We start from the raw sequence: 21,318 nt of genomic DNA on the forward strand, positions 1-21,318 counted from the left end.
TGTCTGAACAAACGAGTCGATACGAAGGCGACAAGATTGTAGACTGGGCACAATAAAATGGTTACTGTCCCGTCTCCCGTCGTCTCCCCACCCAGTCGCCCAGTGCGACCAGTACCGCGATAGCCACGCTGAGGACGACCTGCAGCGAGACGTCGACCGACGACCGGAGGCCGGCGACGTGGGCGTACCGCAGGAACCAGATGGCGAGGAAGGCGTAGCCGAAGACCGCGTAGGCCGTCACGAGCCGGGTGAGCGTGCTGCTGGCGCTTCCGAGCACGACCCAGACGCCGACGACCGCGAGGAGGCCGGCGAACAGGCCGCCGAAGAAGCCGATGATGCCGCCCGGGATGTCGGGAATCTGTGACGCGAGGAGCGCGCCGACGAGCAGGAACGTGGTCGCGCCGGAGCCGAGGGCCAGCAGGAGGCGTCGGATGTCCATGCCAGATAGTACGCGCTCGCCGGAGAAGATATTTGTCCAGTGATACGAGGTAGCGCGGTCGTCCCGCCCGACGGAACGCTCTTCCGGGCGGTGTGCGAATCTGGCGCGATGGCTGACGCAGACGACATCGACGCCCGGATAGACGCACTCGCGGCCGAGTACGGCGACGTCCCGGTCGAGACGGCGGTCACCGACCTGTCGGACTCGCAGTACCAGCGGGCGCGGCGCCTCCACGACCGGGGTGTCCCGGGTGCCGCCCGGGTCTGGGTCGAGCGCGACGACGAGGCGCTTCTGGTGCGCGAGCAGTCCCGCCCCGACTCGTGGGGCGTCCCCGGTGGCCTCATCGACCCCGGCGAGTCGGCGCCGGCGGCGGGTGAACGCGAGGTCCGCGAGGAGACGGGCGTCGAGTGCACCATCGTCGACGTGTCCTACGTCTACCGGGTCACCAGACGACACGCCGAGGGCGAGGCACCCTCATTCGAGGAGTTCGCGGTCGCGTTCGTCGCCGAGTACGTCCGCGGTGAGCCAACCCGGCAACCGGAGGAGATCTCCGAGGTGGCGTGGTGGGACACGCTGCCGGCGTCAGTCCACTCGCCGGCCGACCGGCTCTGGAACGAGCGATTCGGGTAGAGACGAGAGAAAACGGAACTGGATCGACCGCCTATTCGGGCTTCAGGCCGCCGTCCTGTACCCGCCCACCTTTTGCGCTGCGCTCGGCCACTGCGTGGCCTCGCTCGGCAAAAGCTGGACCAAAAGCCTCCTCGCTTCGCTCGTCGGCCCGTTCGGTCGCAGGCTCCCTCACGGGAGAAAACGGAACCGGATAGCCCGCCTATTCGGGCTTCAGGCCGCCGTCCTGCACGCGCATCACGGCCTCACCGTCGGCGAGGTTCGGCGCGTCCACGAGGCGGACGATACGCTTGTCGCCCTTGGACTTGCGGAGGTAGATGCGGAACGTCGACTTGTGCCCGAGGATGTTCCCACCGATGGGCTGGGTCGGGTCGCCGAAGAACGAGTCGGGGTTCGAGGCGACCTGGTTCGTGACGAGCACGGCGCAGTTGAACAGGTTCCCGACCTTGTCGAGGTCGTGGAGGTGCTTGTTGAGCTTCTGCTGGCGCTCGGCGAGTTCACCACGACCGACGTACTCGGCGCGGAAGTGGGCCGTCAGCGAGTCGACACAGAGCAGGCGGACGGGCCACTCGGAGTCCTCGTGCTCGCTGGCGAGTTCCTTCGCCTTCTCGGCCAGGAGCATCTGGTGGTTGGAGTTGAAGCCCTTCGCGACGTGGGTCTTGTCGAGGAAGTCGTCGACGAGTTCCTTCATCGTCTCGTCGTCGTCGATGTCGCCCTCGATGCCGCGGTCCTCGAGGGTCGCCTCGAGCGCCTCGTCCGGGAGGCCACGGACCATGTCGTCGATACGCTCCGGGCGGAAGGTGTCCTCGGAGTCGATGAAGATGACGGAGCCACGCAGGCCGCCGACCTCCTTGGGGAGCTGGACGTTGACGGCGAGCTGGTGGGTCACCTGGGACTTGCCGGCCCCGAACTCACCGTACACCTCGGTGATGGACTGTGTCTCGACGCCCCCGCCGAGGAGGTCGTCGACCTCGTCGATCTGCCAGCTGAGCTTGCCGATCTGGTTGCGTCGTTCGAGCACCTGCGCGCCGGTCTCGAAGCCGCCGATGTCGGCGTGCTCCCGGGCCGCCTGCACGATGTCGGCCGCGCTCGACTCGCCGACGTCGGCCGTGTTGGAGAGTTCGGAGGGAGAGGCCACGGCGATGCCTTCGAACGAGTCGAAGCCTGCGTCCTTGAGCTTGTCTGCGGTTGCGGGACCGACACCGGGGAGCTTCTCGAGGTCTACGTCTGCCATATCTATGGCTGGGGCGGGTTCCCCCATAAACCCTCGTTAACAGGAGAGTGAAAGTGAAAGTGATGGGCGTGGCGGGGATGCAGTCGGTCGGTTTGCGAGGGTTGAAGTGGGAACGAGAGGGGCGCCGCGCTGTATTCCGCGGCGCGTGGCGCCGCGCTATTCGTACCCGACCCGCGGATCGATGACGGTGTAGAGGAAGTCCTGGAAGATGTTCATGAAGACGATGATGAGGATGAAGATGTACATCAGCGACCCGACGAGGGGCATGTCGCCCTGCACGGCCGCCTGGAAGAACAGGTAGCCGATGCCGTTGATGCTGAAGATGGTCTCCATGATGACCGAGCCGCCGATGAGCAGGAACGCCTCGTTCAGGATGATAGGGACGAGGGGGATGAGCGCGTTCCGGAAGACGTGCTTCCAGACGATGACCCGGCGCGGGAGCCCCTTCATCCGGGCGGTGTCGACGTACTTCGAGTTGATGGTCTCCAGCACCGCGGTCCGGCCGAGGCGCATCTCGTTGCCCATCGACGCCGACCCCATGACGACGGCCGGGGCGACGACCATCTTGACGGCCTCGAGGAAGGTGGTCACGTCGAACCCGAACGGGAGGCGGAACAGGGTGCGGCCGCCGACGGCGACCGGGAACGCCCCGTCGTGGTCGTAGAACCCGAGCGGGGGCGGCCCGATGACGTTCGCGTCCACGATGAACGTGGTCCACTCGAAGCCGAAGAACAGGCGGTCGGACTGGCTCAGGGCGGCCATGAGCATGATGCCGAGCCAGAAGTTCGGCATCGCCCGCCAGATGATGCCGCCGAAGGAGGCGACGTAGTCGGCGTAGGTGTTCGGGTGGAGGCCGGCGTAGAAGCCGAGAGGGATGCCGACGAACAGCGGGATGAGGACCGACCAGAAGCCGAGCCAGAGCGACCGCGGGGTGAGCAGGACGATGAGGTCCATCGCGCTCGCGCCCTCCTTGACGACGTAGGACTCGCCGAGGTTGAACCGGAGGAGCCCGACGAGGTAGTCGAGGTACTGCTCCCACAGGGGGCGGGTGAGCCCGAGCTGGCGCTCGATCTTCTCGTACTGCGAGGGCGGGACCTGCGGGCCGAGGATGGCGGCGACGGGGTCGAGTGGCCCCATCCGGATGGTGACGAACGTCACCGTCACGCCGAACCAGACGACGGGCACCATCAACAGCACGCGCTTCGCGAAGTAGTTCCAGCGACTCATCGTCGCGTGTGGACACCCCTCATTGCCGTCTGTGAGGTGTGACCCACCGTATTAAAAACGCGGCGGAATCTAGGACGGTCGTTCGTGTTATACCGGCCTCACTCCCACGGGTGGGTCCCCGAACTGCTCGGGTACATCGGGTACCAGTACTCCTTGTCCGCCTCGAGGTCGAGTTCGCCGTCCAGGTTGCTCTCGAGTTTGAACTCCGTGCCGCTGTCGCGGTCCTTCTCGCCGCGCTTCGGGACGAAGGGGTAGTACGCGCCCCGGCGGAAGGAGTACACCCAGTAGGCGAGGCGGTCGTCCTTCTCGAAGGCGAAGAAGGCGTTGAGCAGGCGCGAGCCGTAGTCGCGCTCGATGAACGTGTCCGCGGCGAAGTGCAGGCTCGTGATGAGGTCCTCAGGGTCGTCGTCGTGGAGCACGACCCAGTGGTAGCCGTGGTCGTCCTCGCGCACCTCGAAGGCGGTGCCCGTCTCGGACTCGCCGGCGGTGAGGATGTCCTCGACCTCGCGGACGGTGTCCTCGAAGTCGGTGCTGTCGACGCTGGAGAAACAGAGCGCGCCGTCGCCCGTGCTGGCGAAACCGAGTTCGGCCTCCATGGTGATGTAGGCCGTACTCATCCCGAAGAGGTCGTCGGGGTCGGCGTCGCGGGCAGCGTCGGCCTCGGCCCGGAGGCCGAGCACTTCGCGTATCGAATCCAGCAGGCCCATGGGAGGAACGTGGGACGGGGGTGTCTTATACTGTCGGACGTAAGCCGACGAAGGAATTCGACACCCCCCGGTGTCGAATATCTTCACAAAGTTACGTCCGACAGTATCAATCGCGGCCCTTCTGTCGGACGTCCCAGAGCGTCCGCACGCTGATGACGGCCAGCAGCACGCCGACGAGCGACACCAGCGGTGAGACGACGGTGTCGACCCGGTCGAACAGCCCCTCGCGCGGGACGACCCGCACCCGGTAGAGGTCGCCCTCCCACCGGAGGTAGTCGTGGACTGCCAGCGGTTCGATGGCGTCTGCTTCGCTCCCGATCCAGAGGGTCGCCTCGCCGCCGGTGCCCGCCTGCTCGACGGCTGCCTGCGCCCGCGGCGGCAGGTCGGTGAAGTTCACCACCTCGTCGGCGGGCGGGGTCTGTTCGGTCGGGTCGACCTCCACGAGGACCTTCGACTCGCCGGGGTGGACGTCGAGGTAGACCGGGTGGGCGGCGGCGAGCAGGCCGAGGACGAGCGCGAGGAGGGCGACGTCGCGGCGGTTCATGCTCCACACCAACCAGGCGCGCCCATCAGAAGCTTTCCATCTCGCGTTCGAGTTGCTGGAGTCGTTCGATGCGGCGCTCGGTCGAGGGATGGGTGCTGAACAGGCGCGTGATGGCGCTGCCCGAGATGGGGATGATGAAGAACGCGTTCATCTCCGCCTGCTCGCGGATGTCCTCCTTGGGCACCCGGTGCATGTCCCCAGAGATGGTCTGCAGGGCGGACGCCAGCGCCCGGGGTTTGCCCGTGATGACGGCGGCTCCGCGGTCGGCGGCGAACTCGCGGTAGCGCGAGAGCGCCCGGATGAGCAGGTACGAGACGATCCACACCACCAGCGAGACGAGGATGGCGACGATGACGCCCCCGTTGTTGCGGTTGCGCCCGCCCCCGAAGAACGCGCCCCACCGGACGATGAGGAACGCGATGGTCGAGAGGAACGACGCGATGGTCATGACCATCACGTCGCGGTTCTTCACGTGGGCGAGCTCGTGCGCGATGACGCCCTCTAACTCCTCGTCGTCGAGGATGCGCAGCAGCTCGGTCGTCACCGCGACGGCGGCGTGTTTCTGCGAGCGCCCGGTCGCGAACGCGTTGGGGTTGCGCGAGTCCACGACGGCGATCTTCGGCTTGGGCACGTCGGCCTGCTGGGAGAGGCGCTGGACCATCGCGTGGAGCTTCGGCTCCTCCTCTTCGCTGACCTCTCTCGCGCCCATGCTCCACAGCGTGAGCTTGTCGCTGAAGTACCACTGCCCGAGGCTGAACATGCCGAACATGAGGGCGATGGCGAGGAGCGACCCGCCCGAGTACAGCCAGAGCGCGGCGATGAACACGATGTAGAGCCCCGCGAGGAGGAACATCGTGAGGAACATCCGGAACTGGAGTCCCCTGTCCGCTTTCCATTGCATGGTATCAGTGAGGTAACGCGTGGGCTAAAGCCCACCGCCATGCGGCGGTGTGTCAGCCGAAGGGCTTGTATACCCGTTCCGTGAGTTACAGACGAATGTCGGCCGCGGACTCGCCGCTGGTCACGACCGGGTTCACCGTCGTCCTCGCCTGTCTCGTCGGGACGGTGAGCGGCATCACCGTCGTCCTCGGCCCACCCATCCTCACCGCGGTCATCGTCGCCGTCAGCGACGTGGCCGGGAACTTCTACGCCGGCGTCTTCCTCGGCGTGTTCATCGGCGTGCTCGTCAGCGCCTTCACCGCCTTCCTCGTCTACCGCGTCTACCGGCTCCAGCAGACCCACCGCCCGCAGACGCAGAGTGGCGTGATGTACGCACCGTCGGGAGGCGGTGGCGGCTACCAGCAGCCGGGGTCGTACCAGCAGCAGGTCACCGGCGGCGACCCGCCGCTGTTCGACATGTACCTCGTCGGGACCGTCGCGGCGCTACTGGTGTCGCTGGTGCTGGGGCCGGTCCTGACGGTCGCGGCGGGTATCGGCGGGGCGCTGTTGAGTGCCCGGTTGTTCGCTGGGGTGTGAGTTCCTCGTGCCCGGGACCAACCGCCCCCGGGCCCTGCAGTTCCTCGCTGGAGCCTAGCCCCACCGTTCTATCGCCAGATAGACGACCGCACCGCCGAGGAAAGCCACGCCGAGATCGACTGCCACCCCGACGACGCCGATGCCGATGGTGAGAGGGTAGAACCCCGTCTGTTCGAGGCTCGTGCGGGCCAGCTGGAGCGCGACGAGGGCCAGCACGACCCCGAGCATGGCGACCGGGTAGACCGCGAGGAAGCCGACGCCGACCAGCGCGAGGCCGACGTAGCCGGCCCCGAGGACGAGGTTCGCGCCGGCGGTCCGCGCGCCGAAGGCGTACTTCCCGGCGATGCCGCCGCTCCCGTGGCACATCGGGATGCCGCCGAGGGGGACCGACACGAGGTTCATCACGCCCATGCTGGTCGAGAGGTCGTCGGCCGAGACGTCGCGGTCGAAGTAGTCGGCCATGAGCACCGAGGCCGCCAGCGCCGCGTTCCCGACGGTCATCGCGAGCTGGGCGAGCATGGCTTCGGCCGTCGCGCCCGTGAGACCGACGCTGGCGACCGCGAACAGCCCGTCGAACGAGGGCATCGCCAGCGCGGGAGTGGCCCCGGAGGCCACGGCGACGACCCCACCGCCGAGCAGGACCACCATGCCGGAGAGGTTCCAGTAGCCCAGCGCGATGGGGACGACGGCGAGAGCGGCGGCGACGGCGGCCAGTCGCGGGTCGCCGACGCCGAGGCCGACCCCCGTCTCCAGGAGGACGAGTGCGACCCCGAACTGGACGCCGCGGACGACGGGGGCACCGATGTACTGCCCGAGTCGGTCGAGCGTCCCGGTCGTGCCGACGACCAGCAACACGCCGCCGAGGAGGAGTCCCGCGAGCAGGAACTCGCCGGTGGTGACGGTCCCGGCGAGCAGTAGCGCCGCCAGCGCCTTCATCGGCTCGACCGAGATGGGCGCGCCGTAGTAGAGCCCCCAGACCGCCTGTGCGAGGCCGAACCAGACGAGCATCAGCGCCAGCGAGAGGTCGGTCAGCACCGCGATGGCGACGACCAGCGGCAGCACCGTAACCGAATCCCCTATCGCCCCCGTGACCTCGTGCCACGCGAAATCGACACGAGAACCGTCGAGAGTGACCCCTTCGTAACCCATTATCCGCAGTAACGAGTCATCACAGAAGTACGTTTCCAGTAACTGGATTTGGGCACGTTCGCCGTGAACGTAATCGATTGTGGGCCCATCCTGGACCGCTCCATCGAAACGGCCGGCTCGCGCCCGACCCCGGACCCGCGTTCCTTTTACGCGTGAACGGCGAACACCCGTCAAATGAGCGACCAGCGAACGTTCTGTCCACGCTGTGGCGACCCGATGTCCGACGTCGCCGCGAACGACCCGCTGGGCAAGTCCGACGTGGGCGTCTGCGACGACTGCTACTTCGAGCAGTTCGAACTCGTCGACGCGCCCGACCGCATCGAGGTGATGGTCTGTGCGACCTGCGGCGCGGTCCACCGGGGCAACCGGTGGGTCGACGTGGGCGCGAAGGACTACACCGACGTGGCCATCGACGAGGTGGCCGAGGCGCTGGCGGTACACGTCGACGCCGAGGACGTGTCCTGGCAGGTCGACCCCGAGCAGGTAGACCAGAACACCATCCGGATGCACTGTTTCTTCTCCGGCATCGTCCGCGGGCAGTTCCGCGAGGCCGAGGCGACCGTCCCGGTCCTCATCTCCCGGCAGACCTGCACCCGGTGTGGGCGCATCTCCGGCGACTACTACGCCTCCATCGTGCAGGTCCGGGCGGCGGACCGCAAGCCCACCAGCGAGGAGATAGAGCGCTCGAAGGAGATCGCCAACAAGATCGTCGCGGACATGGAGGCGACGGGCGACCGCAACGCCTTCATCACGGAGATGGGCGAGGAGAAGGACGGCCTCGACATCAAGGTCTCGACGAACAACATCGGGAAGAAGATCGCCAACAAGGTCACCGAGGAGTTCGGCGGCTCGTGGGAGGACCACGAGACCCTCGTCACCGAGGACGAGGACGGCAACGAGGTCTACCGCGTCACCTACGCGGTCCGGCTCCCGCCGTTCATCCCCGGCGACATCATCGAGTTGCGCGACGACGACGACACCGACGGCCCCATCCTCGTCCGGAGCGCCCACGGGAACCTCAAGGGCGTCCGGCTCACCACCGGCGAGCGCTACGAGGCCAGTTACTCGGAGGGCGACGCGCCAAACGCCCGCAAGCTCGGCAGCATCGAGGACGGCGTCGAGACCTCGCTCGTGACGGTCGAGGACGAGCACGCGGTACAGGTGCTCGACCCGGAGACCTACGAGGCGAAGACCATCTCGCGCCCGGACTACTTCGACCCCGACGGGGAGTCGGTCCGGGTGTTCAAGAGCCGCGCCGGCCTCCACGTCCTGCCCGATGAGTGAGGAACCGTCGGACGCGGACGGGGACCTGCCGGTCGCCACCGGCGACCCGGCCGAGGACGCCGACGACCTCGCCGCCATCGTCCCCAAGCCCGGCACCGAGGTCGCCATCGCGAGCCTCCGCGATGAGGGCATATACGACGACGAGCGCCGGGTGCAGGCGTACGGCGCGGAGACGGTGGCACTTCCCGTCACCGACCCGCCGCAGTCGACCGACGTGCTAGACGTGGTGCGCCAGACCGACCCCGAGGCGCGGGCGCCCGACCTCGAGACCTTGCTTCGAGAGAAGGGATGGGACGACGAGGCGGTCGCGGCCGCCCCGGCGTCGTGGGCGGTCGTCGGCTCCGTCATCCTGGTCTCGCTCGACGACTGGACCGACGAGCAAGAGCAGGACATCGGCGAGGCCCTGCTGGAACTCCACGGCGAGGCCGACACCGTCTGTGCCCACGGCGGCGTCTCGGGCGAACTCCGCCAGCCAGACACCCGGGTCGTGGCTGGCCTGGGCGACACCGAGACGGTCCACACCGAACACGGGACGAGGTACTCGCTCGACCTCGCGAAGGTCATGTTCTCGCCCGGCAATCAGGCCGAGCGCGCCCGGATGGGCGACGTCGTGGCGGAGGACGAGGAAGTGCTGGACATGTTCGCCGGCATCGGCTACTTCACGCTCCCGATGGCCCGCGCCGGCGCGCAGGTCACGGCCGTCGAGAAGAACCCCGAGTCGTTCCGGTTCCTCGGCGAGAACGCGAACCTCAACGGGGTCCTCGACCGCGTCTCGCTGGTCCTCGGCGACTGCCGGGAGGTCGAGGCCACCGCGGACCGGGTCGTGATGGGCTACTACGACGCCCACGAGTACCTCGACGCGGCCCTGGACGCGCTCGAACCGGGCGGTATCCTGCACCTGCACGAGGCCACGCCCGAGGACCGGCTCTGGGACCGCCCCGTCTCGCGCATCCGCGAGGCCGCGGCCGCCCGCGGGCGCACGGTCGAGATACTCGACAGACGGCGCGTCAAGAGCCACAGCGAGGGCGTCTGGCACGTCGTCGTCGACGCGCGAATCGATTGAACGACGGCTGAACGGTCCTGAACCGTCGGGACGCAACTGAACGAGAGGCGGGGTTTTTGCTGGCGTCGACCGCAGGGAGCGATATGTCCCTCCCGCAAGACGACATCGACTGGGTCCGTGCGGAGATTCCCCGTATGCTCGTGGGCGTGCTACTGGTGCTGTTCGCGTCGTGGCTCGTCCACTTCGCGCTCGACCTCGTGTTCGTCGACCTGTTCCTGCGCCCCCTCGGGCACACACTCGATGGGGGCTCCATCTTCGCGCTCGCCGACGAGGTGTCCGCGTTCGCGGACTTCCTCGGGACGGTCGTGAAGTGGACCGGGCTGCTGGCCGTGCTGGGCTACGTGGTCCGCCGGGCGGCCCGGTCGGGGTCGCAGGACTGAATTCGAGCGACGCGGCTCAGTCCCTGCTCGGCAGCACGCCGCCGTAGTACAGCAGGTGTGCACCGGCTGCAACGAAGAACAGACCGAGCAGTCGAACACGGTTCGTCGCCCCGTCGCGGGGCTCGAACTCCACGTCCAGTAGCAGGTCGTAGCTCCGGCTGGCGAGCGAGAGCAGGGTGTCAGCCTTCACCAGATGGGCGACCCCGGCCAGCGTGAGCACCGCCCCGAGCGGGCGGGCCAGGCTGGACCAGATCTCGAGTACAGACGGGCGGTCTGTCATGCTCGCGGCTTCGGGTCGCCGGCGCAAAAACGGTCGGAAACCGGTCGCCGGGTGCGCCCACCGGCGCACAGCCGAGGGGTTGAAGCCCTCGGAGGCGAAAGAGAGAATCGAATGTTCGGACTCACCCGCCAGCAGATCATCGCCATCGTCTTCGTCGGCCTGATGATCCTCTCCTCGGCCGTGGGCGTCATCGGCGCGTTCTGACCGCCGGTCAGCCGTCGGTGTCCCACACGTCGGCCATCGGCGACCGCTTCGAGCGACGCCGGCGCGACCGCCGCGAGGAGCCGCCACTGCTGTCACCGCCGTCTCCATCACCGCCCGCGCTGGCACTCGCGCCACTGCTGCTGCCGCCGCTACTACTCGTACTGCTGCTACTGTTCCCGCTCCCGCCGCCAGCCCCGCTCTCGCGCCACGTCTCCTGGCGGCGACTCCCGCGGATGGAGCCGCCGTCGAACGCCGTGAGCGCCTCCGTCGGCTGGAACTCCGGGAGGTCCGGCTCCGAGAGCCGGGTGACCTGCTCGGCGAACCACGGCGGCGTGTCGGTCTTCGCGCGCTCGAACAGGTCGAGCAGGCTGGTGTCGGCGAGGTAGGTGTCGCCGTAGTCGTCGGGGGCGCGGATGACCCGCCCGCAGGCCTGGATGACGGTCCGGAGCGCGGAGCGGTAGTACCACGCCCACTGGCCCTGCTCCAGTCGGTGGGCGACCCGCGAATCCCCGGTGTTCAGGAACGGCGCCTTACAGAGCACCTGCCAGCGACAGAGGTCGCCCTCGAGGTCGAGTGCCTCCTCCATCTTCACCGAGAGGAACACCTCCGGGTCGTCACAGGCCTTCCACGACTCCAGTTCGGCGTCGCGATTCTCCCGGCCGTGGATGCGCAGGCGCTCGCCGACGCCGAAGTCACGGAGGAGGTCGGCGAGGCGCTCCTGGATACCGTACGAATGGCAGTGGATGAGCCCCTTCTCGTCGGGATGCTGCTGCATGATGCGCGTCGTGACCCGGGCGATCTTCGGCAGGGTCTCGTCGCGGTGCTCGTAGGTCATCTTCCCCTGGGTCACGTCGTACAGCGGCCGGTTCTCGACGGGGAAGGTGTGTTCGACGTCGACCAGGGCGGTCTGCTCGGGCGGGAGGCCGACCTGCCGGCAGAAGGCGTCCTTGTTGAGGATGGTCGCCGACAGCAGGACGAACTTGTTCCCGCGGTCGTAGACCGTGTGCTGGAGGTACTTCTCGGGGTTCATCGGCTTGATGGTGACCGCCCCGCCCTCGCCGTCGGGCTGGTCGACCAGCCACTCCGTCGCCGACCCGGGGTCGCGGTAGTCCGAGACGAACCAGTCCAGCTCACCGATGCGCTCTTGCAGCCGGTCCCGGACGTGCACCTCCTCGGCGGTGAGCGCCTGCTTCGTGAGCAGTTCGTCCTTCCGGCGGACCAGCGCCTGCATCACGTTCTCGGCGTACTTGGCGGTGCGCTCGACCGAATCGAGGTCGGGCACCTGCAGGTCGTCCCACACCGGGACGGTTCTCGGGCCCAGCTCGATGGTCGCGTACATCTCCGCCCACTCCGCCAGCCCGTGGGCCTCGTCGATGACGACCACGTCCCGCTTGCGGAACACCTCGCTCCCGGCGGTCTGCATGAAGTACGCGAGCGTCATCGCCGCGATGTTCCGGTTGGAGGCGATGGCCCGGTCGGAGAAGTACGGACACCGGTGCTGCACCGAGCAGTCGTACCCCTTCTCGCGTACGCACGGCGCCCGGTTCACGGGGGTATCGCGCTCGCCCGGCAGGATGCACTTGTAGTTCGACTTCCCGCGGATGATGTTCAGGTCGTCCAGCAACGCGTCGCCCGCCACGTCGTCGAGCTGTGAGACCTGCGGCGTCGTGTAGTAGGCGCCGCTGGCCTCGCTCGGGGCGACCGCGTCCGCCTTCGCGGCACAGCCGGCGACCGCCCGCGCGAGGAGGGACTTGCCGCTGCCGGTCGGCGCGCGCACGAGCACCACGTCGTTCCCCGCCTCGAAGGCGTCACGGATGTCGCCGAGCGCCTGCTCCTGGTTGCCGCGGTAGGAGGGTGCGGGGAACTCCTCGAAGATACGGGACGGGTCCACTGTCCTGTGGAAGCCGTGGGACGGGTGTAAAATCATCGGTCGGTCGTGGAATCTGCTGGATGGGTGCAGTGGGCGTGGCTGGTGGACGTCGCGGGCTGTGGCTGGTGAGTTGGTTGACTTTGCGTTTCGGTGGTCTGTGCCGACGAGCAGTTCACTCGCGCTGGCGGCAAGGAGACCGCCCCGCACAGCACCCCGCCCAGGACCGCCCGCACCTCACCCTCCCCAGCCGACTCCCCTCGTTCCACTTCACCTCGTTCCGTTTCACTCCGGTCGTCCACCGTGAGAGCAAGCTCTCACGAGCCAGCACTCGCAGGCTCGTGCGGGCCTCGCGCGACGCTGACTCGTGGCCTAACATTGCGAGGCGACTCCGTCGCCTCGTGCTCGGCACACTCGCCAGCACGCGCCATCCCGAAAATCAGTCGTCGTCGCGGGCCTCGGCCTCGGACAGCGCCGCCACGTCCGCGGCGCTCGGGTCGTCGGGCAGGCGTTCGATGCAGTCGAAACAGAGGAAGTGCTCGGAGCCGTCGCTGTCGAACTCGAGGGTCATGCCGCCGGCCTCGTCGCCGGAGAAACTCCAGAGGTTGGCGATACCGCCGCTTATCGGGACGGGCTTGCCACACCCGTCGCAGGGGTCTCTGCTCACGCCCGAATCGAGGTGCCCGACCCGGTTAGGCCTTCTGACCGGCCCGGCGGACGCACCAGGCGAGCCCCACCGCGAGCGCGTACAGGTAGGTCACGAACAGCAGTGCGACCGTGACCGTCGCGTACTCGAACGTCGGCAATGCCTGTTGCAGCAGTTCCCAGCCACCCATGAGCAGGGAACCCGGAACCTGGAGTGCCTGGACGGTGGTGAGCTGTGCCAAGGCGATGAGTGACACCAGCAGCGCGAAGCTCACCACCGTCTCCCGGCTGAACAGGGGGTCCACCGTCCGTGGTCGTGCCGCCACCATACCACCCCCTTATTCCACAACTGAGTAATGTCTTTGGGTCGAAAACGTAGGGCTATTGAAATCTATTTATATACGATTCGCCCATCGTCTGACGGCCGTCAGACGGGCTGAGACGGCAGAATGACCACGGACCATTCGAATCGGTGAGTCGAGCCACCCCCCGGTCAGGGTCGAGACTTTTGCCCCGGCGGCCCGAACCGACGGGGTATGGAGGTGAACTGCGAGGGGTGTGCCGGATGCTGCATCGACTGGCGACCGCTCGCGGCCGCACCCGACCGGCAGGACCACGAGCGACGCGGGCCACACCGGCCGCTCGACGACACGTACAACCTGGTCCCGCTGACCCGCGAGACGGTGCGCCGGTACTGCGAGGAGGGGCTCGGCGACGCGCTCGTCCCTCGCCTGTGGCTCGCCGAGGACGACCACGCCGTGACCATCGACGGGCACCAGGTCGCTGCGGTCGGCGGGAAGCCGGCGTTCTTCGTCGGCCTGCGCAAGCCGCCGAAACCCGTCGCGCCCTTCGGTATCGACGGGGCGCGCTGGCTGCGCACCTGCGTCTTCCTCGACCCGGCGACCCTGCAGTGTCGCGTCCACGGCTCGGAGCTGTACCCGACCGAGTGCGCCGAGTACCCGGGGCACAACCTCGTGCTGGATCGGGAGACCGAGTGCGAGCGCGTCGAGGCCGCCTACGGTGGCGACCGCCTCGTCGACGACGAACCACCCGGATCGACCGCGGGCCTGCTGCTCGGGCCGCAGGCACTCGGGGAGAAGGTGTTCGTCCACCCCGACCCCGACTCCCTCGACGGAGTCGTCCAGCGGGCCGTCACCCGGGGCCTGACCCGGGCCGACCGCGCCGAGTTCGTGGCGACGGCCGCCGCATCCGCCCCGGGGACCACCGAGCGCAGCGAGTCGCACTACGAACGCTACCGCGACCTCGCCCTCGGCGCGGACTCCTGGGTCGGACAGGCCAGCCGGGACTGGGAGGCACTCGCCGGCGGCGTCGGCACGCCCGTCTCGACCAGCGTCCTCGGGACCACCGTCGAGGAGGACCGCGGCGCGCCGGCGACCCCCGGCTGGGACGCGGTCGAGTGACCAGTCACCCGGCCGCCGGGCGCCCCCGGCCGGGCGAGCGTGGCCGACTGTCATCCCGTCCCGGGTTGCCGACCGTGGCTCTCACCGACCCTCCGTCCAGTTGGGGGTGACTGTTATACCACCCGGTGAACTTTGCTAGCACATGCGTGTGCTCGTCACCGGTGCGACCGGGTTCGTCGGCAGCCGCCTGGTCCCCGAACTCGTCGCCGCCGGCCACGACGTGGTCGTCCTCGTGCGTGACGCCGACCGATACGATGGGCCATCGGACGTCGAGGTGGTCGTCGGCGACCTGCTCGACTACGAGACGTTGCCTCCCGCGTTCGAGGGCGTCGAGGCGGCGTACTACCTCGTCCACTCGATGCGCTCGGGCGAGGACTTCGAGGAGCGCGACCGGCGGGCGGCCAGGAACTTCGTCGACGCCGCCAGCGGCGCGGACGTCGAGCGCGTCGTCTACCTCGGCGGACTGGGCGAGGAGCGCGACCACCTCTCGAAGCACCTGCGGTCGCGTCGCGAGGTCGAACACGTCTTGGAGAGCGGGGCGTACGCCCTGACGACCCTGCGGGCGGCCATCATCGTCGGGGCCGGGAGCGCCAGTTTCGACATGATCCGCCAGCTGGTGAGCCGGCTCCCCGTGATGATAACGCCCCGGTGGGTCCGCACCCCCTGCCAGCCCATCGCCATCGACGACGTGGTGGCGTACCTCGTGGGCGTCCTGGACGCCGAGGAGACGAAGGGTCGGACCTTCGAGATCGGCGGCCCGGACATCCTCACCTACCAGGAGATGCTGGAGCAGACCGCACGGGTGATGGGCCGGCGTCTCCGGGTCGTCCCCATCCCGGTGCTCTCGCCGGAGCTCTCGGCGTACTGGGTCAACCTCGTCACCGACGTCCCGAAGAGCGTGGCGCGGCCGCTCATCACCGGCCTGCGCAACCCGGTCGTCTGCTCGGAGAACCGCATCCACGAGTTCGTCGACGTAGAGCTGACGCCCTTCGAGGCGGCGGTCGCACAGGCACTCGGCGAGGACGCGGCGGCCCGGAAGGCCGCGGCGCCAGAGGCGAACTGATGGCGGAGGAGTTCGGCGAGACGTGGGTCTACGAGAGCATCGTCGGGGCGCTGCCGGGCGTCGACATCTCCGAGCGGACCGCGGTCACCATCCAGATACTGGTCTTCGAGGCGTCGCTCCTCTTCATCGCGTGGCTGTACGACCTCTGGGAGGCCGTCCTGCCGGGCACCGCGGCGGTCGTCGTCGCGGCCATCGGGAGCGCCCTGATGCTGCGCCTCGGCGACTCCATCCGGCGGCTACCGACCCCGCCGCACTACCAGCGCCTGCTGTTCGGCTCCAGCGTCGAGGTCGTCCTCGGCGTGCTCGCGTTCATCGCGCTCGTCACGCACCTGTTCGTCTTCGACCCCGCCCGGTCGGCGAACCCCATCCTCACCGACCTGTTCGGCCAGGAGCCGCCGGTGCTGGCGGTGTACCTGATGCTGCTCATCCTCTGGGACGTGGCCTACCGCATCGGCACCGGCTGGTGGGCCGCCGTCACGGCCATCTGGCGGGCGTACGTCTACGACTTCCCGCACGGGACCGCGTGGGCGTTCGCCCGGACCGACCTGCTGAACCTCGGGTTCGCGGTCGCACAGCTGGTGCTCGTCCCGTTCGTCTGGGACCGGCCGGTGCTGGCCGCAGTACTGGTCGGACACGTCTGTGCCGTCACGGCCGCGACGTCGCTCTCGGTAGGACTGAGTCTGCGCGGAAGGTTCGCCTAATCGTCGCCCTTGATCTCCTTGAACTGCGCGAGCAGGTCGTCGGTGGAGTCGCCGGCGTCGTACTCTACCTTGCCGTGGTAGACTGTCCGTTCGTCGTCGAAGTCGGTGTCCACCTGCGTGGACTTCTGCTCGCGCCGCTCGTGCTCGTCGTCGTCATAGGCACCCATTGACATGGTACTCGAAACCACAATTTGTGATTGACATATATGAAGGTATCGCCGATTCGATGGTTACTGGACGAACGTCTCGACTCGATAGTTGATACTGTGGGCATGTCTGTGATTCTGGCGCAGAAAACGACACTTACCGATAGATACGGTAGTTTCCGTAACACGCTCTGCGAGATGAACCACGAAACGAGGCCCGAACGCCCGGACCTGTCAGGTGTCGGTTGAAATGAGAGGGGAGGTGGACCGCGGTCTGGCGACCCGAACGAGGTTTAAGAAACGACCTCGTAGCCGACGCCGTGGCACGACCCCTCCGTTTCCGTCGCTCCCCCGAACGCTGGCATCGCGACCGCGTTCGCCAGCAGTTGCTCTCGTCGCTCGACCAGAACATCGGGGCCGAGATGGGAACACCGCACTACAGACCCCCGAACGGCTGGGAGGGCGTCAGGTTCGAGATGGACAACGGCGACTTCGCGCTGTTCGTCTGGAACGACGACGAGGCCTACTGGCTCGGCAACACCGAGACGCCGAGTGCGCTCTGGCGGACGAACAAGTACGACTGGGAGGAGGTCCCCTACCTCATCGCCCGGTGGGCCCAGCGCGAGCTGCTGGCCGACCTCCGCGTCGAGGAGCCGTGGCTCGCCGACTACCCTCACGTGGCCTGGTACTTCCTGCCCGTGCTCATGTCAAAGGACGGCCGCGAGAGCACCCGCGAGTTCCTCCGCGAGTACGCGTGTGGCTTCCCCGACGCGGACCCCGACGAGGCGCTGTCGTACCTCGAATCGGTCCTGCACCCGGGGGACCTCGACGACTACCGCCACGAGATGGCGGGCAAACTCGGGACGAGCCAGCACGTCGACCGGACCCGGATGGCCTCGGCCATCTCGGAGTTCGCCGCGGCGAAGATACTCACCGACGCCGGCTACGACATCACCCCCGAGATCGAGGTGACGACCGGGCACTTCCTCGACTACCGGGCGAAGGGCCCCGACGGGACGAACGTCCTCGTCGAGGTGACCCGCCCCCGCTCGCCCTCGCGACGGAGCGCGAACACGCCGGTCGCGGCGGTCCGGGACACGGCGCAGGTGAAGACGAGCGGCCAGCTCGCGAACCACGGCGGCGGCGTCGTCATGTTCGTCGACTGCTCGAACTTCCGCGACGACCAGTGGGCGGCGGTCCGCGGCGAGCAGCCGGACGTCCGGCACAAGCCCGCGGTCGTCTACCGCGTCCGGCCCAGCGGGCACGTCGAGGGCTATCGGAAAGGCGACGTTCCACTCGACCTCGGCGACGCTATCGAGTGGGTGTAAGCAGACCTCCCGGCGCGAGTGAGAACCCCGAGACGAGTGAGTGAGCCGCGGCGAGTTCAGAAGGAGAGCGTGTCCGGCGCGTGCGGGCTGCCGGTCGGCGTCGGGTCGCGGTCGGAGTAGCCCTTGCGGCCGATGGCACGCTCGGAGACGCCGCCGTACAGCGTGAAGCGAACGTCCTCCGGCGTCTCGAACGTCTCGTCGCACTGCAGGCGGTCCAGGATCTCCTCGACGGTCTCGGTCCCCTCACACAGCTCCAGCTCCTCCGTGCCGAGTCGCTCGCGGAGTTCGCCGGCTGTCATCGGGTAGGTCTGGGCGTCGATGCGGTCGTCGGTCCCGTTCTGGAACATGGGCGTACATGGATGAAAGATAATTATAAACATTGTCCATAATCGACCTTGGTGTCTCGGAGGGACCTTTGACTCATTAATGGTGATAAAACACCGTGTCGAAGAGGTTTCGGTCCCCCCTCTCGAAGCCCCGCGCATGGTGTATGCGGACCTCCACGTCCACACGACGAACTCCGACGGGCAGCTGGAACTCGACGAGGTGCCGGCCGCCGCCCGCGAGGCGGGCGTCTCGGTCGTCGCCATCACGGACCACGACCGGATCAGCCCCGCCCTCGACGCGCCGGTCACGGAGCGCGACGGCGTGACCCTCCTCCACGGCATCGAACTCCGGGTCGACGCGGGCGACCAGCGCGTCGACCTGCTCGGCTACGGCGTCCGCGAGACGCACGCGCTGACGGGGCTCGTCGAGCACATCCAGCAGGACCGCATCGAGCGCGGGCAGGCCATCATCGACTGCGTGGAGGACCGCCTCGACGTCTCGCTCGGCATCGAGGGCCGTGAGGGCCTCGGCCGGCCGCACATCGCCCGCGCCGTCGCGGACCACCCCGACGCCGACTACGACTACGCCGCGACCTTCGACCACCTCATCGGCGACGACTGCCCGTGCTACGTCGCCCGCGACGTGCCGACGTTCGAGCGCGGCCGCGAGGCGCTGCTCGACGCCTGCGGCCTCGTCTCGCTCGCGCACCCGCTCCGGTACCCCGACCCCGGCGCCGCCCTCGAACTCTGTGCGCACCTCCCGGCGGTCGAGCGCTACTACCACTACGGCCGCGAGGTCGACACGACCCCGGTCGAGCGCGCCGTCAGGGAGTACGACCTGCTCGTCACGGGCGGCAGCGACGCCCACGACTACGACCTCGGACTCGCCGGGCTCTCCGCGGACCAGTACGAGCCGGTGGCCGCGGCCGTCGAGTGACCGAAACCGGGGCGCGAGCCGGAACGTGTCGGTGAACACCCTCGAACGCAGGGTTAAACTCACTTGACGACCAAAGGACGGGTATGAAGTGCCACTACTGCGACCGGACTGCCGCCTTTGCCGCTGAAACCGACGGCATCAAGGTCGGGCTCTGCGAGGAGCACTTCCGCGAGCGGCTCGAGGAACTCGCGGAGGCCGACGAGCTGAAGCGGCTGAAAGAACAGGTCGACGTGGACCGGACCTGAGCCGGTCGTCGTCTTCGTCTCGTCTCTCGTTCTACTGCTGTCGGTGCGCCAGGAGCGCCACGCTCGCGAGCGCGACGACCGCGACGCCGATGCCGAAGCCGGGGATTCCGCCTTCGTCGCCGTCGCCGTCACCGCCGCCACCCGCGGTGGTCGTGGTGGTCGGTGGCGCCGTGGTGGTCGGCGGTTGGGTCGTCGTGGTCGGCGGTTGCGTCGTCGTCGCCGGTTCGTCGACCTGCAGCGTCGCGGTGTCCGTCTCGGTCCCGTTCACGGCCAGGCTGAGCCCGTAGCTCCCGGGGTCGATGGCCGCGCCGAGGGTGTCGCCACCGGCCGAGACGATGGTGTCGTTCCCGGCCACGGCGACGCTCTTCGCCGGGGCCCGGATACCGAGTCGCTGTGTGTATATCGTGAGCTGGACCTGGCCGTCGGTGTCGTTGTCGTGGACGGTGACGTTCATCTGGTAGCCGGCGTCCTCGCTCCCGAGCGTGACCGTCGCGTTCTCGGCGTCGGTCAGCGAGAGCGTGAGCGTCACCTCCTCGTCGATCGTGGTTTCGTAGGTGTCACTGTCGAACGATGCGTCCTGCGTGTCTGCTGTCACGGCCGGGGCACCCGCCGCCGCGACGACGACGAGTGCGAGACAGCAGAGGCTCTGGAGGGCTAGGCGGTTCATGGACCGTTCTGACCGACGGCCGGGAGCAATAAAGTACCTCTATCTGATATATCAGGCCGACCGACTGCCGTCGACGTCGATGGCGTCGACCGGGCAGACGTCGACACAGAGCATGCAGTCGATGCACTGGGCCTCGCGGGCGGGGTCGGCCTTGATCTCGGACTCGGGGTGCCCGGGGGTGTCGACCCAGGAGAACACGTCGACCGGGCAGTCCTCCAGGCAGGCCCCGTCGGCCAGACAGATGTCGAAGTCGACCGCGACGTGGGTGCCGTGGATGCCCAGTTTCTCGGGCTCGTCGACGGGGCCCCAGACGTTGTGCCCGTCGTGCTCGTCGACGATCTCGCGGTTCTCGTGGAAGTTCGGGTCGATAGCCATGGACGGACCTTCACCGGGGGAGGGGATAAACCGCCCGGCTCCATCCACCCGACTCAGTACAGCTCGCCGCCGAGTGGCACGTCCTCGGCCGGCGTCACGAGCACCGGGTTGCCGTCGTCGCCGGGGACGCCCACGGTCAGCGCCTCGGACTCGAAGCCCGCGATGGTCACGGTCCCGAGGTCGGTGGCACACAGGACCTGCTGGCCCACGAGGTCGTCGGGGTCGTGGTGGTAGCCCAGCTGGGCGGCCGACCGGAGTTCGCGGTCGCCCAGGTCCAGCGTGAGTCTGTACAGTTCGGGCTTTCTCGCCTCGGGGAACGGTTCGGCCGACAGCACCTCGGCGACCTCGATGGTCACGTCGAACGGACTGGTCATGGAGAGGGTGACGGGACCGGCCCACCTAAATCGTCGCCCGGGTTTTTGTCGTCGCCCGTCGTCGCCTCCGCCATGGAGAAGGTCACCATTGCAGACGTGAACTCGCGCATGGGTCCCGCGGCGGTCAAGCGCCGGCTGACCGACGCCCTCGGCGCGACCGACATGGCGCTGAACTACTACGAACTCGCACCCGGCGACAGTCTGGGCTTCGGCTACCACAGCCACGGCGCCCAGGAGGAGGTGTTCTACGTCCAGACCGGGACGGTCACCTTCGAGACCGAGGACGGTGACGTGGCGGTCGACGCCGGCGAGGTCATCCGCTTCGGGCCGGGCGAGCACCAGCTCGGCACGAACGAGGGCGACGAGCGCGCGACCGTCCTCGCCATGGGTGCGCCACAGGACGCGGGCGAGCTGCACATGGTCCGGGAGTGCCCCGACTGCGGCGAGCGCACCGAACAGGACATCGAGTTGACCGAGGCCCGGGACGCCATCGTCACGCGCTGTGTCGACTGCGGCGCGGAGACGGGCCGGTTCGACTGACGGGAGCCTGGGGGTACGCGACCGGCTCCGACCGGGACTCACTGTCACACCCACTGTCACCTATTTATC

28 protein-coding genes are annotated in these 21,318 nt (G+C 68.1%); 12 read left to right on the forward strand and 16 right to left on the reverse strand.

Annotation, left to right across the window (positions count from 1 at the left end; all coding sequences use genetic code 11):
• Positions 1-61: 61 nt before the first annotated feature.
• Entirely contained in the window at positions 62-439 is a 378-nt protein-coding gene (locus NOV86_RS11300; RefSeq protein WP_267641494.1) for a DUF8147 domain-containing protein, read from the reverse strand.
• 108 nt (positions 440-547) lie between these two features.
• Between NOV86_RS11300 and NOV86_RS11305 the strand changes: the two genes are divergently transcribed.
• Positions 548-1,069, forward strand: a complete 522-nt coding sequence (locus NOV86_RS11305; RefSeq protein ID WP_267641495.1) for an NUDIX hydrolase — start codon at positions 548-550, stop codon at positions 1,067-1,069.
• Between the two features lie 199 nt (positions 1,070-1,268).
• Here NOV86_RS11305 and radA read toward each other — a convergent pair whose 3' ends face one another.
• The 5 genes from radA to htpX form a co-directional block, all read right to left on the reverse strand.
• Entirely contained in the window at positions 1,269-2,300 is a 1,032-nt protein-coding gene (gene radA / locus NOV86_RS11310; RefSeq protein ID WP_267641497.1) for a DNA repair and recombination protein RadA, read from the reverse strand.
• 156 nt (positions 2,301-2,456) lie between these two features.
• Entirely contained in the window at positions 2,457-3,527 is a 1,071-nt protein-coding gene (locus NOV86_RS11315) for an ABC transporter permease (protein WP_267641498.1), read from the reverse strand.
• A 98-nt stretch (positions 3,528-3,625) separates the two neighbouring features.
• Positions 3,626-4,234 carry a PspA-associated protein PspAB gene (pspAB, locus tag NOV86_RS11320; protein WP_267641499.1) on the reverse strand — a complete coding sequence of 203 codons (609 nt, stop codon included), beginning with the start codon at positions 4,232-4,234 and terminating at the stop codon, positions 3,626-3,628.
• A 106-nt stretch (positions 4,235-4,340) separates the two neighbouring features.
• Positions 4,341-4,778, reverse strand: coding sequence for a DUF7979 domain-containing protein (locus tag NOV86_RS11325; RefSeq protein ID WP_267641500.1), 438 nt, complete (start codon positions 4,776-4,778; stop codon positions 4,341-4,343).
• Between the two features lie 25 nt (positions 4,779-4,803).
• On the reverse strand, positions 4,804-5,679 hold the full coding sequence (htpX, locus tag NOV86_RS11330) for a zinc metalloprotease HtpX (protein ID WP_267641501.1): 876 nt from the start codon (positions 5,677-5,679) through the stop codon (positions 4,804-4,806).
• A gap of 95 nt (positions 5,680-5,774) precedes the next feature.
• On the opposite strand from htpX, the gene NOV86_RS11335 reads away from it, so the two are divergent.
• Positions 5,775-6,254 (forward strand): hypothetical protein, encoded by a 480-nt coding sequence (locus tag NOV86_RS11335; protein ID WP_267641502.1) that lies wholly within the window; start codon positions 5,775-5,777, stop codon positions 6,252-6,254.
• Between the two features lie 54 nt (positions 6,255-6,308).
• Here the strand turns inward: NOV86_RS11335 and NOV86_RS11340 are convergent, their stop codons facing one another.
• On the reverse strand, positions 6,309-7,403 hold the full coding sequence (locus NOV86_RS11340; protein ID WP_267641503.1) for a putative sulfate/molybdate transporter: 1,095 nt from the start codon (positions 7,401-7,403) through the stop codon (positions 6,309-6,311).
• Between the two features lie 174 nt (positions 7,404-7,577).
• Between NOV86_RS11340 and NOV86_RS11345 the strand changes: the two genes are divergently transcribed.
• The 3 genes from NOV86_RS11345 (at position 7,578) to NOV86_RS11355 (ending at position 10,130) form a co-directional block, all read left to right on the forward strand.
• On the forward strand, positions 7,578-8,687 hold the full coding sequence (locus NOV86_RS11345; protein WP_267641504.1) for a 60S ribosomal export protein NMD3: 1,110 nt from the start codon (positions 7,578-7,580) through the stop codon (positions 8,685-8,687).
• The gene (locus NOV86_RS11350) at positions 8,680-9,750 is read left to right on the forward strand and encodes a class I SAM-dependent methyltransferase (protein WP_267641505.1); all 1,071 of its coding nucleotides are present in this window, start codon (positions 8,680-8,682) and stop codon (positions 9,748-9,750) included. The genes NOV86_RS11345 and NOV86_RS11350 overlap by 8 nt, the downstream gene beginning before the upstream one ends.
• A gap of 83 nt (positions 9,751-9,833) precedes the next feature.
• Positions 9,834-10,130 carry a hypothetical protein gene (locus tag NOV86_RS11355; protein WP_267641506.1) on the forward strand — a complete coding sequence of 99 codons (297 nt, stop codon included), beginning with the start codon at positions 9,834-9,836 and terminating at the stop codon, positions 10,128-10,130.
• Positions 10,131-10,146: 16 nt separating this feature from the next.
• On the opposite strand, the gene NOV86_RS11360 is transcribed toward NOV86_RS11355, so the two are convergent.
• The 4 genes from NOV86_RS11360 to NOV86_RS11375 form a co-directional block, all read right to left on the reverse strand.
• Positions 10,147-10,410 carry a hypothetical protein gene (locus NOV86_RS11360; protein WP_267641507.1) on the reverse strand — a complete coding sequence of 88 codons (264 nt, stop codon included), beginning with the start codon at positions 10,408-10,410 and terminating at the stop codon, positions 10,147-10,149.
• Positions 10,411-10,621: 211 nt separating this feature from the next.
• Positions 10,622-12,505, reverse strand: coding sequence for a helicase C-terminal domain-containing protein (locus NOV86_RS11365; RefSeq protein ID WP_267641508.1), 1,884 nt, complete (start codon positions 12,503-12,505; stop codon positions 10,622-10,624).
• 415 nt (positions 12,506-12,920) lie between these two features.
• Complete coding sequence (locus NOV86_RS11370) at positions 12,921-13,148, reverse strand: DUF7561 family protein (RefSeq protein WP_267641509.1); 228 nt, start codon at positions 13,146-13,148, stop codon at positions 12,921-12,923.
• Between the two features lie 25 nt (positions 13,149-13,173).
• On the reverse strand, positions 13,174-13,455 hold the full coding sequence (locus NOV86_RS11375; protein ID WP_267641510.1) for a hypothetical protein: 282 nt from the start codon (positions 13,453-13,455) through the stop codon (positions 13,174-13,176).
• Between the two features lie 207 nt (positions 13,456-13,662).
• Here NOV86_RS11375 and NOV86_RS11380 point away from each other — a divergent pair, with 207 nt between their 5' ends.
• The 3 genes from NOV86_RS11380 (at position 13,663) to NOV86_RS11390 (ending at position 16,311) form a co-directional block, all read left to right on the forward strand.
• A complete protein-coding gene (locus NOV86_RS11380; protein ID WP_267641511.1) occupies positions 13,663-14,547 on the forward strand; it encodes a YkgJ family cysteine cluster protein in 885 nt (294 codons plus the stop codon).
• Positions 14,548-14,689: 142 nt separating this feature from the next.
• The gene (locus NOV86_RS11385; RefSeq protein WP_267641512.1) at positions 14,690-15,610 is read left to right on the forward strand and encodes an NAD(P)H-binding protein; all 921 of its coding nucleotides are present in this window, start codon (positions 14,690-14,692) and stop codon (positions 15,608-15,610) included.
• Complete coding sequence (locus tag NOV86_RS11390; protein WP_267641513.1) at positions 15,610-16,311, forward strand: DUF7530 family protein; 702 nt, start codon at positions 15,610-15,612, stop codon at positions 16,309-16,311. The genes NOV86_RS11385 and NOV86_RS11390 overlap by 1 nt, the downstream gene beginning before the upstream one ends.
• On the opposite strand, the gene NOV86_RS11395 is transcribed toward NOV86_RS11390, so the two are convergent.
• Positions 16,308-16,484 (reverse strand): DUF5786 family protein, encoded by a 177-nt coding sequence (locus tag NOV86_RS11395; protein WP_267641514.1) that lies wholly within the window; start codon positions 16,482-16,484, stop codon positions 16,308-16,310. The genes NOV86_RS11390 and NOV86_RS11395 overlap by 4 nt on opposite strands.
• Before the next feature lie 293 nt (positions 16,485-16,777).
• On the opposite strand from NOV86_RS11395, the gene NOV86_RS11400 reads away from it, so the two are divergent.
• The gene (locus tag NOV86_RS11400; protein WP_267641516.1) at positions 16,778-17,785 is read left to right on the forward strand and encodes a DUF5784 family protein; all 1,008 of its coding nucleotides are present in this window, start codon (positions 16,778-16,780) and stop codon (positions 17,783-17,785) included.
• 56 nt (positions 17,786-17,841) lie between these two features.
• Here the strand turns inward: NOV86_RS11400 and NOV86_RS11405 are convergent, their stop codons facing one another.
• A complete protein-coding gene (locus tag NOV86_RS11405; RefSeq protein WP_267641517.1) occupies positions 17,842-18,132 on the reverse strand; it encodes a DUF5789 family protein in 291 nt (96 codons plus the stop codon).
• 136 nt (positions 18,133-18,268) lie between these two features.
• Here NOV86_RS11405 and NOV86_RS11410 point away from each other — a divergent pair, with 136 nt between their 5' ends.
• Positions 18,269-19,048, forward strand: coding sequence for a PHP domain-containing protein (locus NOV86_RS11410; protein WP_267641518.1), 780 nt, complete (start codon positions 18,269-18,271; stop codon positions 19,046-19,048).
• 83 nt (positions 19,049-19,131) lie between these two features.
• Positions 19,132-19,293, forward strand: a complete 162-nt coding sequence (locus NOV86_RS11415) for a DUF6757 family protein (protein ID WP_267641519.1) — start codon at positions 19,132-19,134, stop codon at positions 19,291-19,293.
• A 31-nt stretch (positions 19,294-19,324) separates the two neighbouring features.
• Here NOV86_RS11415 and NOV86_RS11420 read toward each other — a convergent pair whose 3' ends face one another.
• From NOV86_RS11420 to NOV86_RS11430, 3 genes are read right to left on the reverse strand one after another with little or no spacing between them, the layout of a single operon-like run.
• Complete coding sequence (locus tag NOV86_RS11420; RefSeq protein ID WP_267641520.1) at positions 19,325-19,960, reverse strand: DUF7827 domain-containing protein; 636 nt, start codon at positions 19,958-19,960, stop codon at positions 19,325-19,327.
• A gap of 51 nt (positions 19,961-20,011) precedes the next feature.
• On the reverse strand, positions 20,012-20,335 hold the full coding sequence (locus NOV86_RS11425; protein ID WP_267641521.1) for a 4Fe-4S dicluster domain-containing protein: 324 nt from the start codon (positions 20,333-20,335) through the stop codon (positions 20,012-20,014).
• 53 nt (positions 20,336-20,388) lie between these two features.
• The gene (locus NOV86_RS11430) at positions 20,389-20,709 is read right to left on the reverse strand and encodes a tRNA-binding protein (RefSeq protein ID WP_267641522.1); all 321 of its coding nucleotides are present in this window, start codon (positions 20,707-20,709) and stop codon (positions 20,389-20,391) included.
• Positions 20,710-20,781: 72 nt separating this feature from the next.
• On the opposite strand from NOV86_RS11430, the gene NOV86_RS11435 reads away from it, so the two are divergent.
• Positions 20,782-21,249 (forward strand): cupin domain-containing protein, encoded by a 468-nt coding sequence (locus tag NOV86_RS11435; protein WP_267641524.1) that lies wholly within the window; start codon positions 20,782-20,784, stop codon positions 21,247-21,249.
• The last annotated feature ends 69 nt before the right edge of the window (positions 21,250-21,318 follow it).

Source organism: Haloarchaeobius amylolyticus (assembly GCF_026616195.1).
Lineage (GTDB): Archaea > Halobacteriota > Halobacteria > Halobacteriales > Natrialbaceae > Haloarchaeobius > Haloarchaeobius amylolyticus.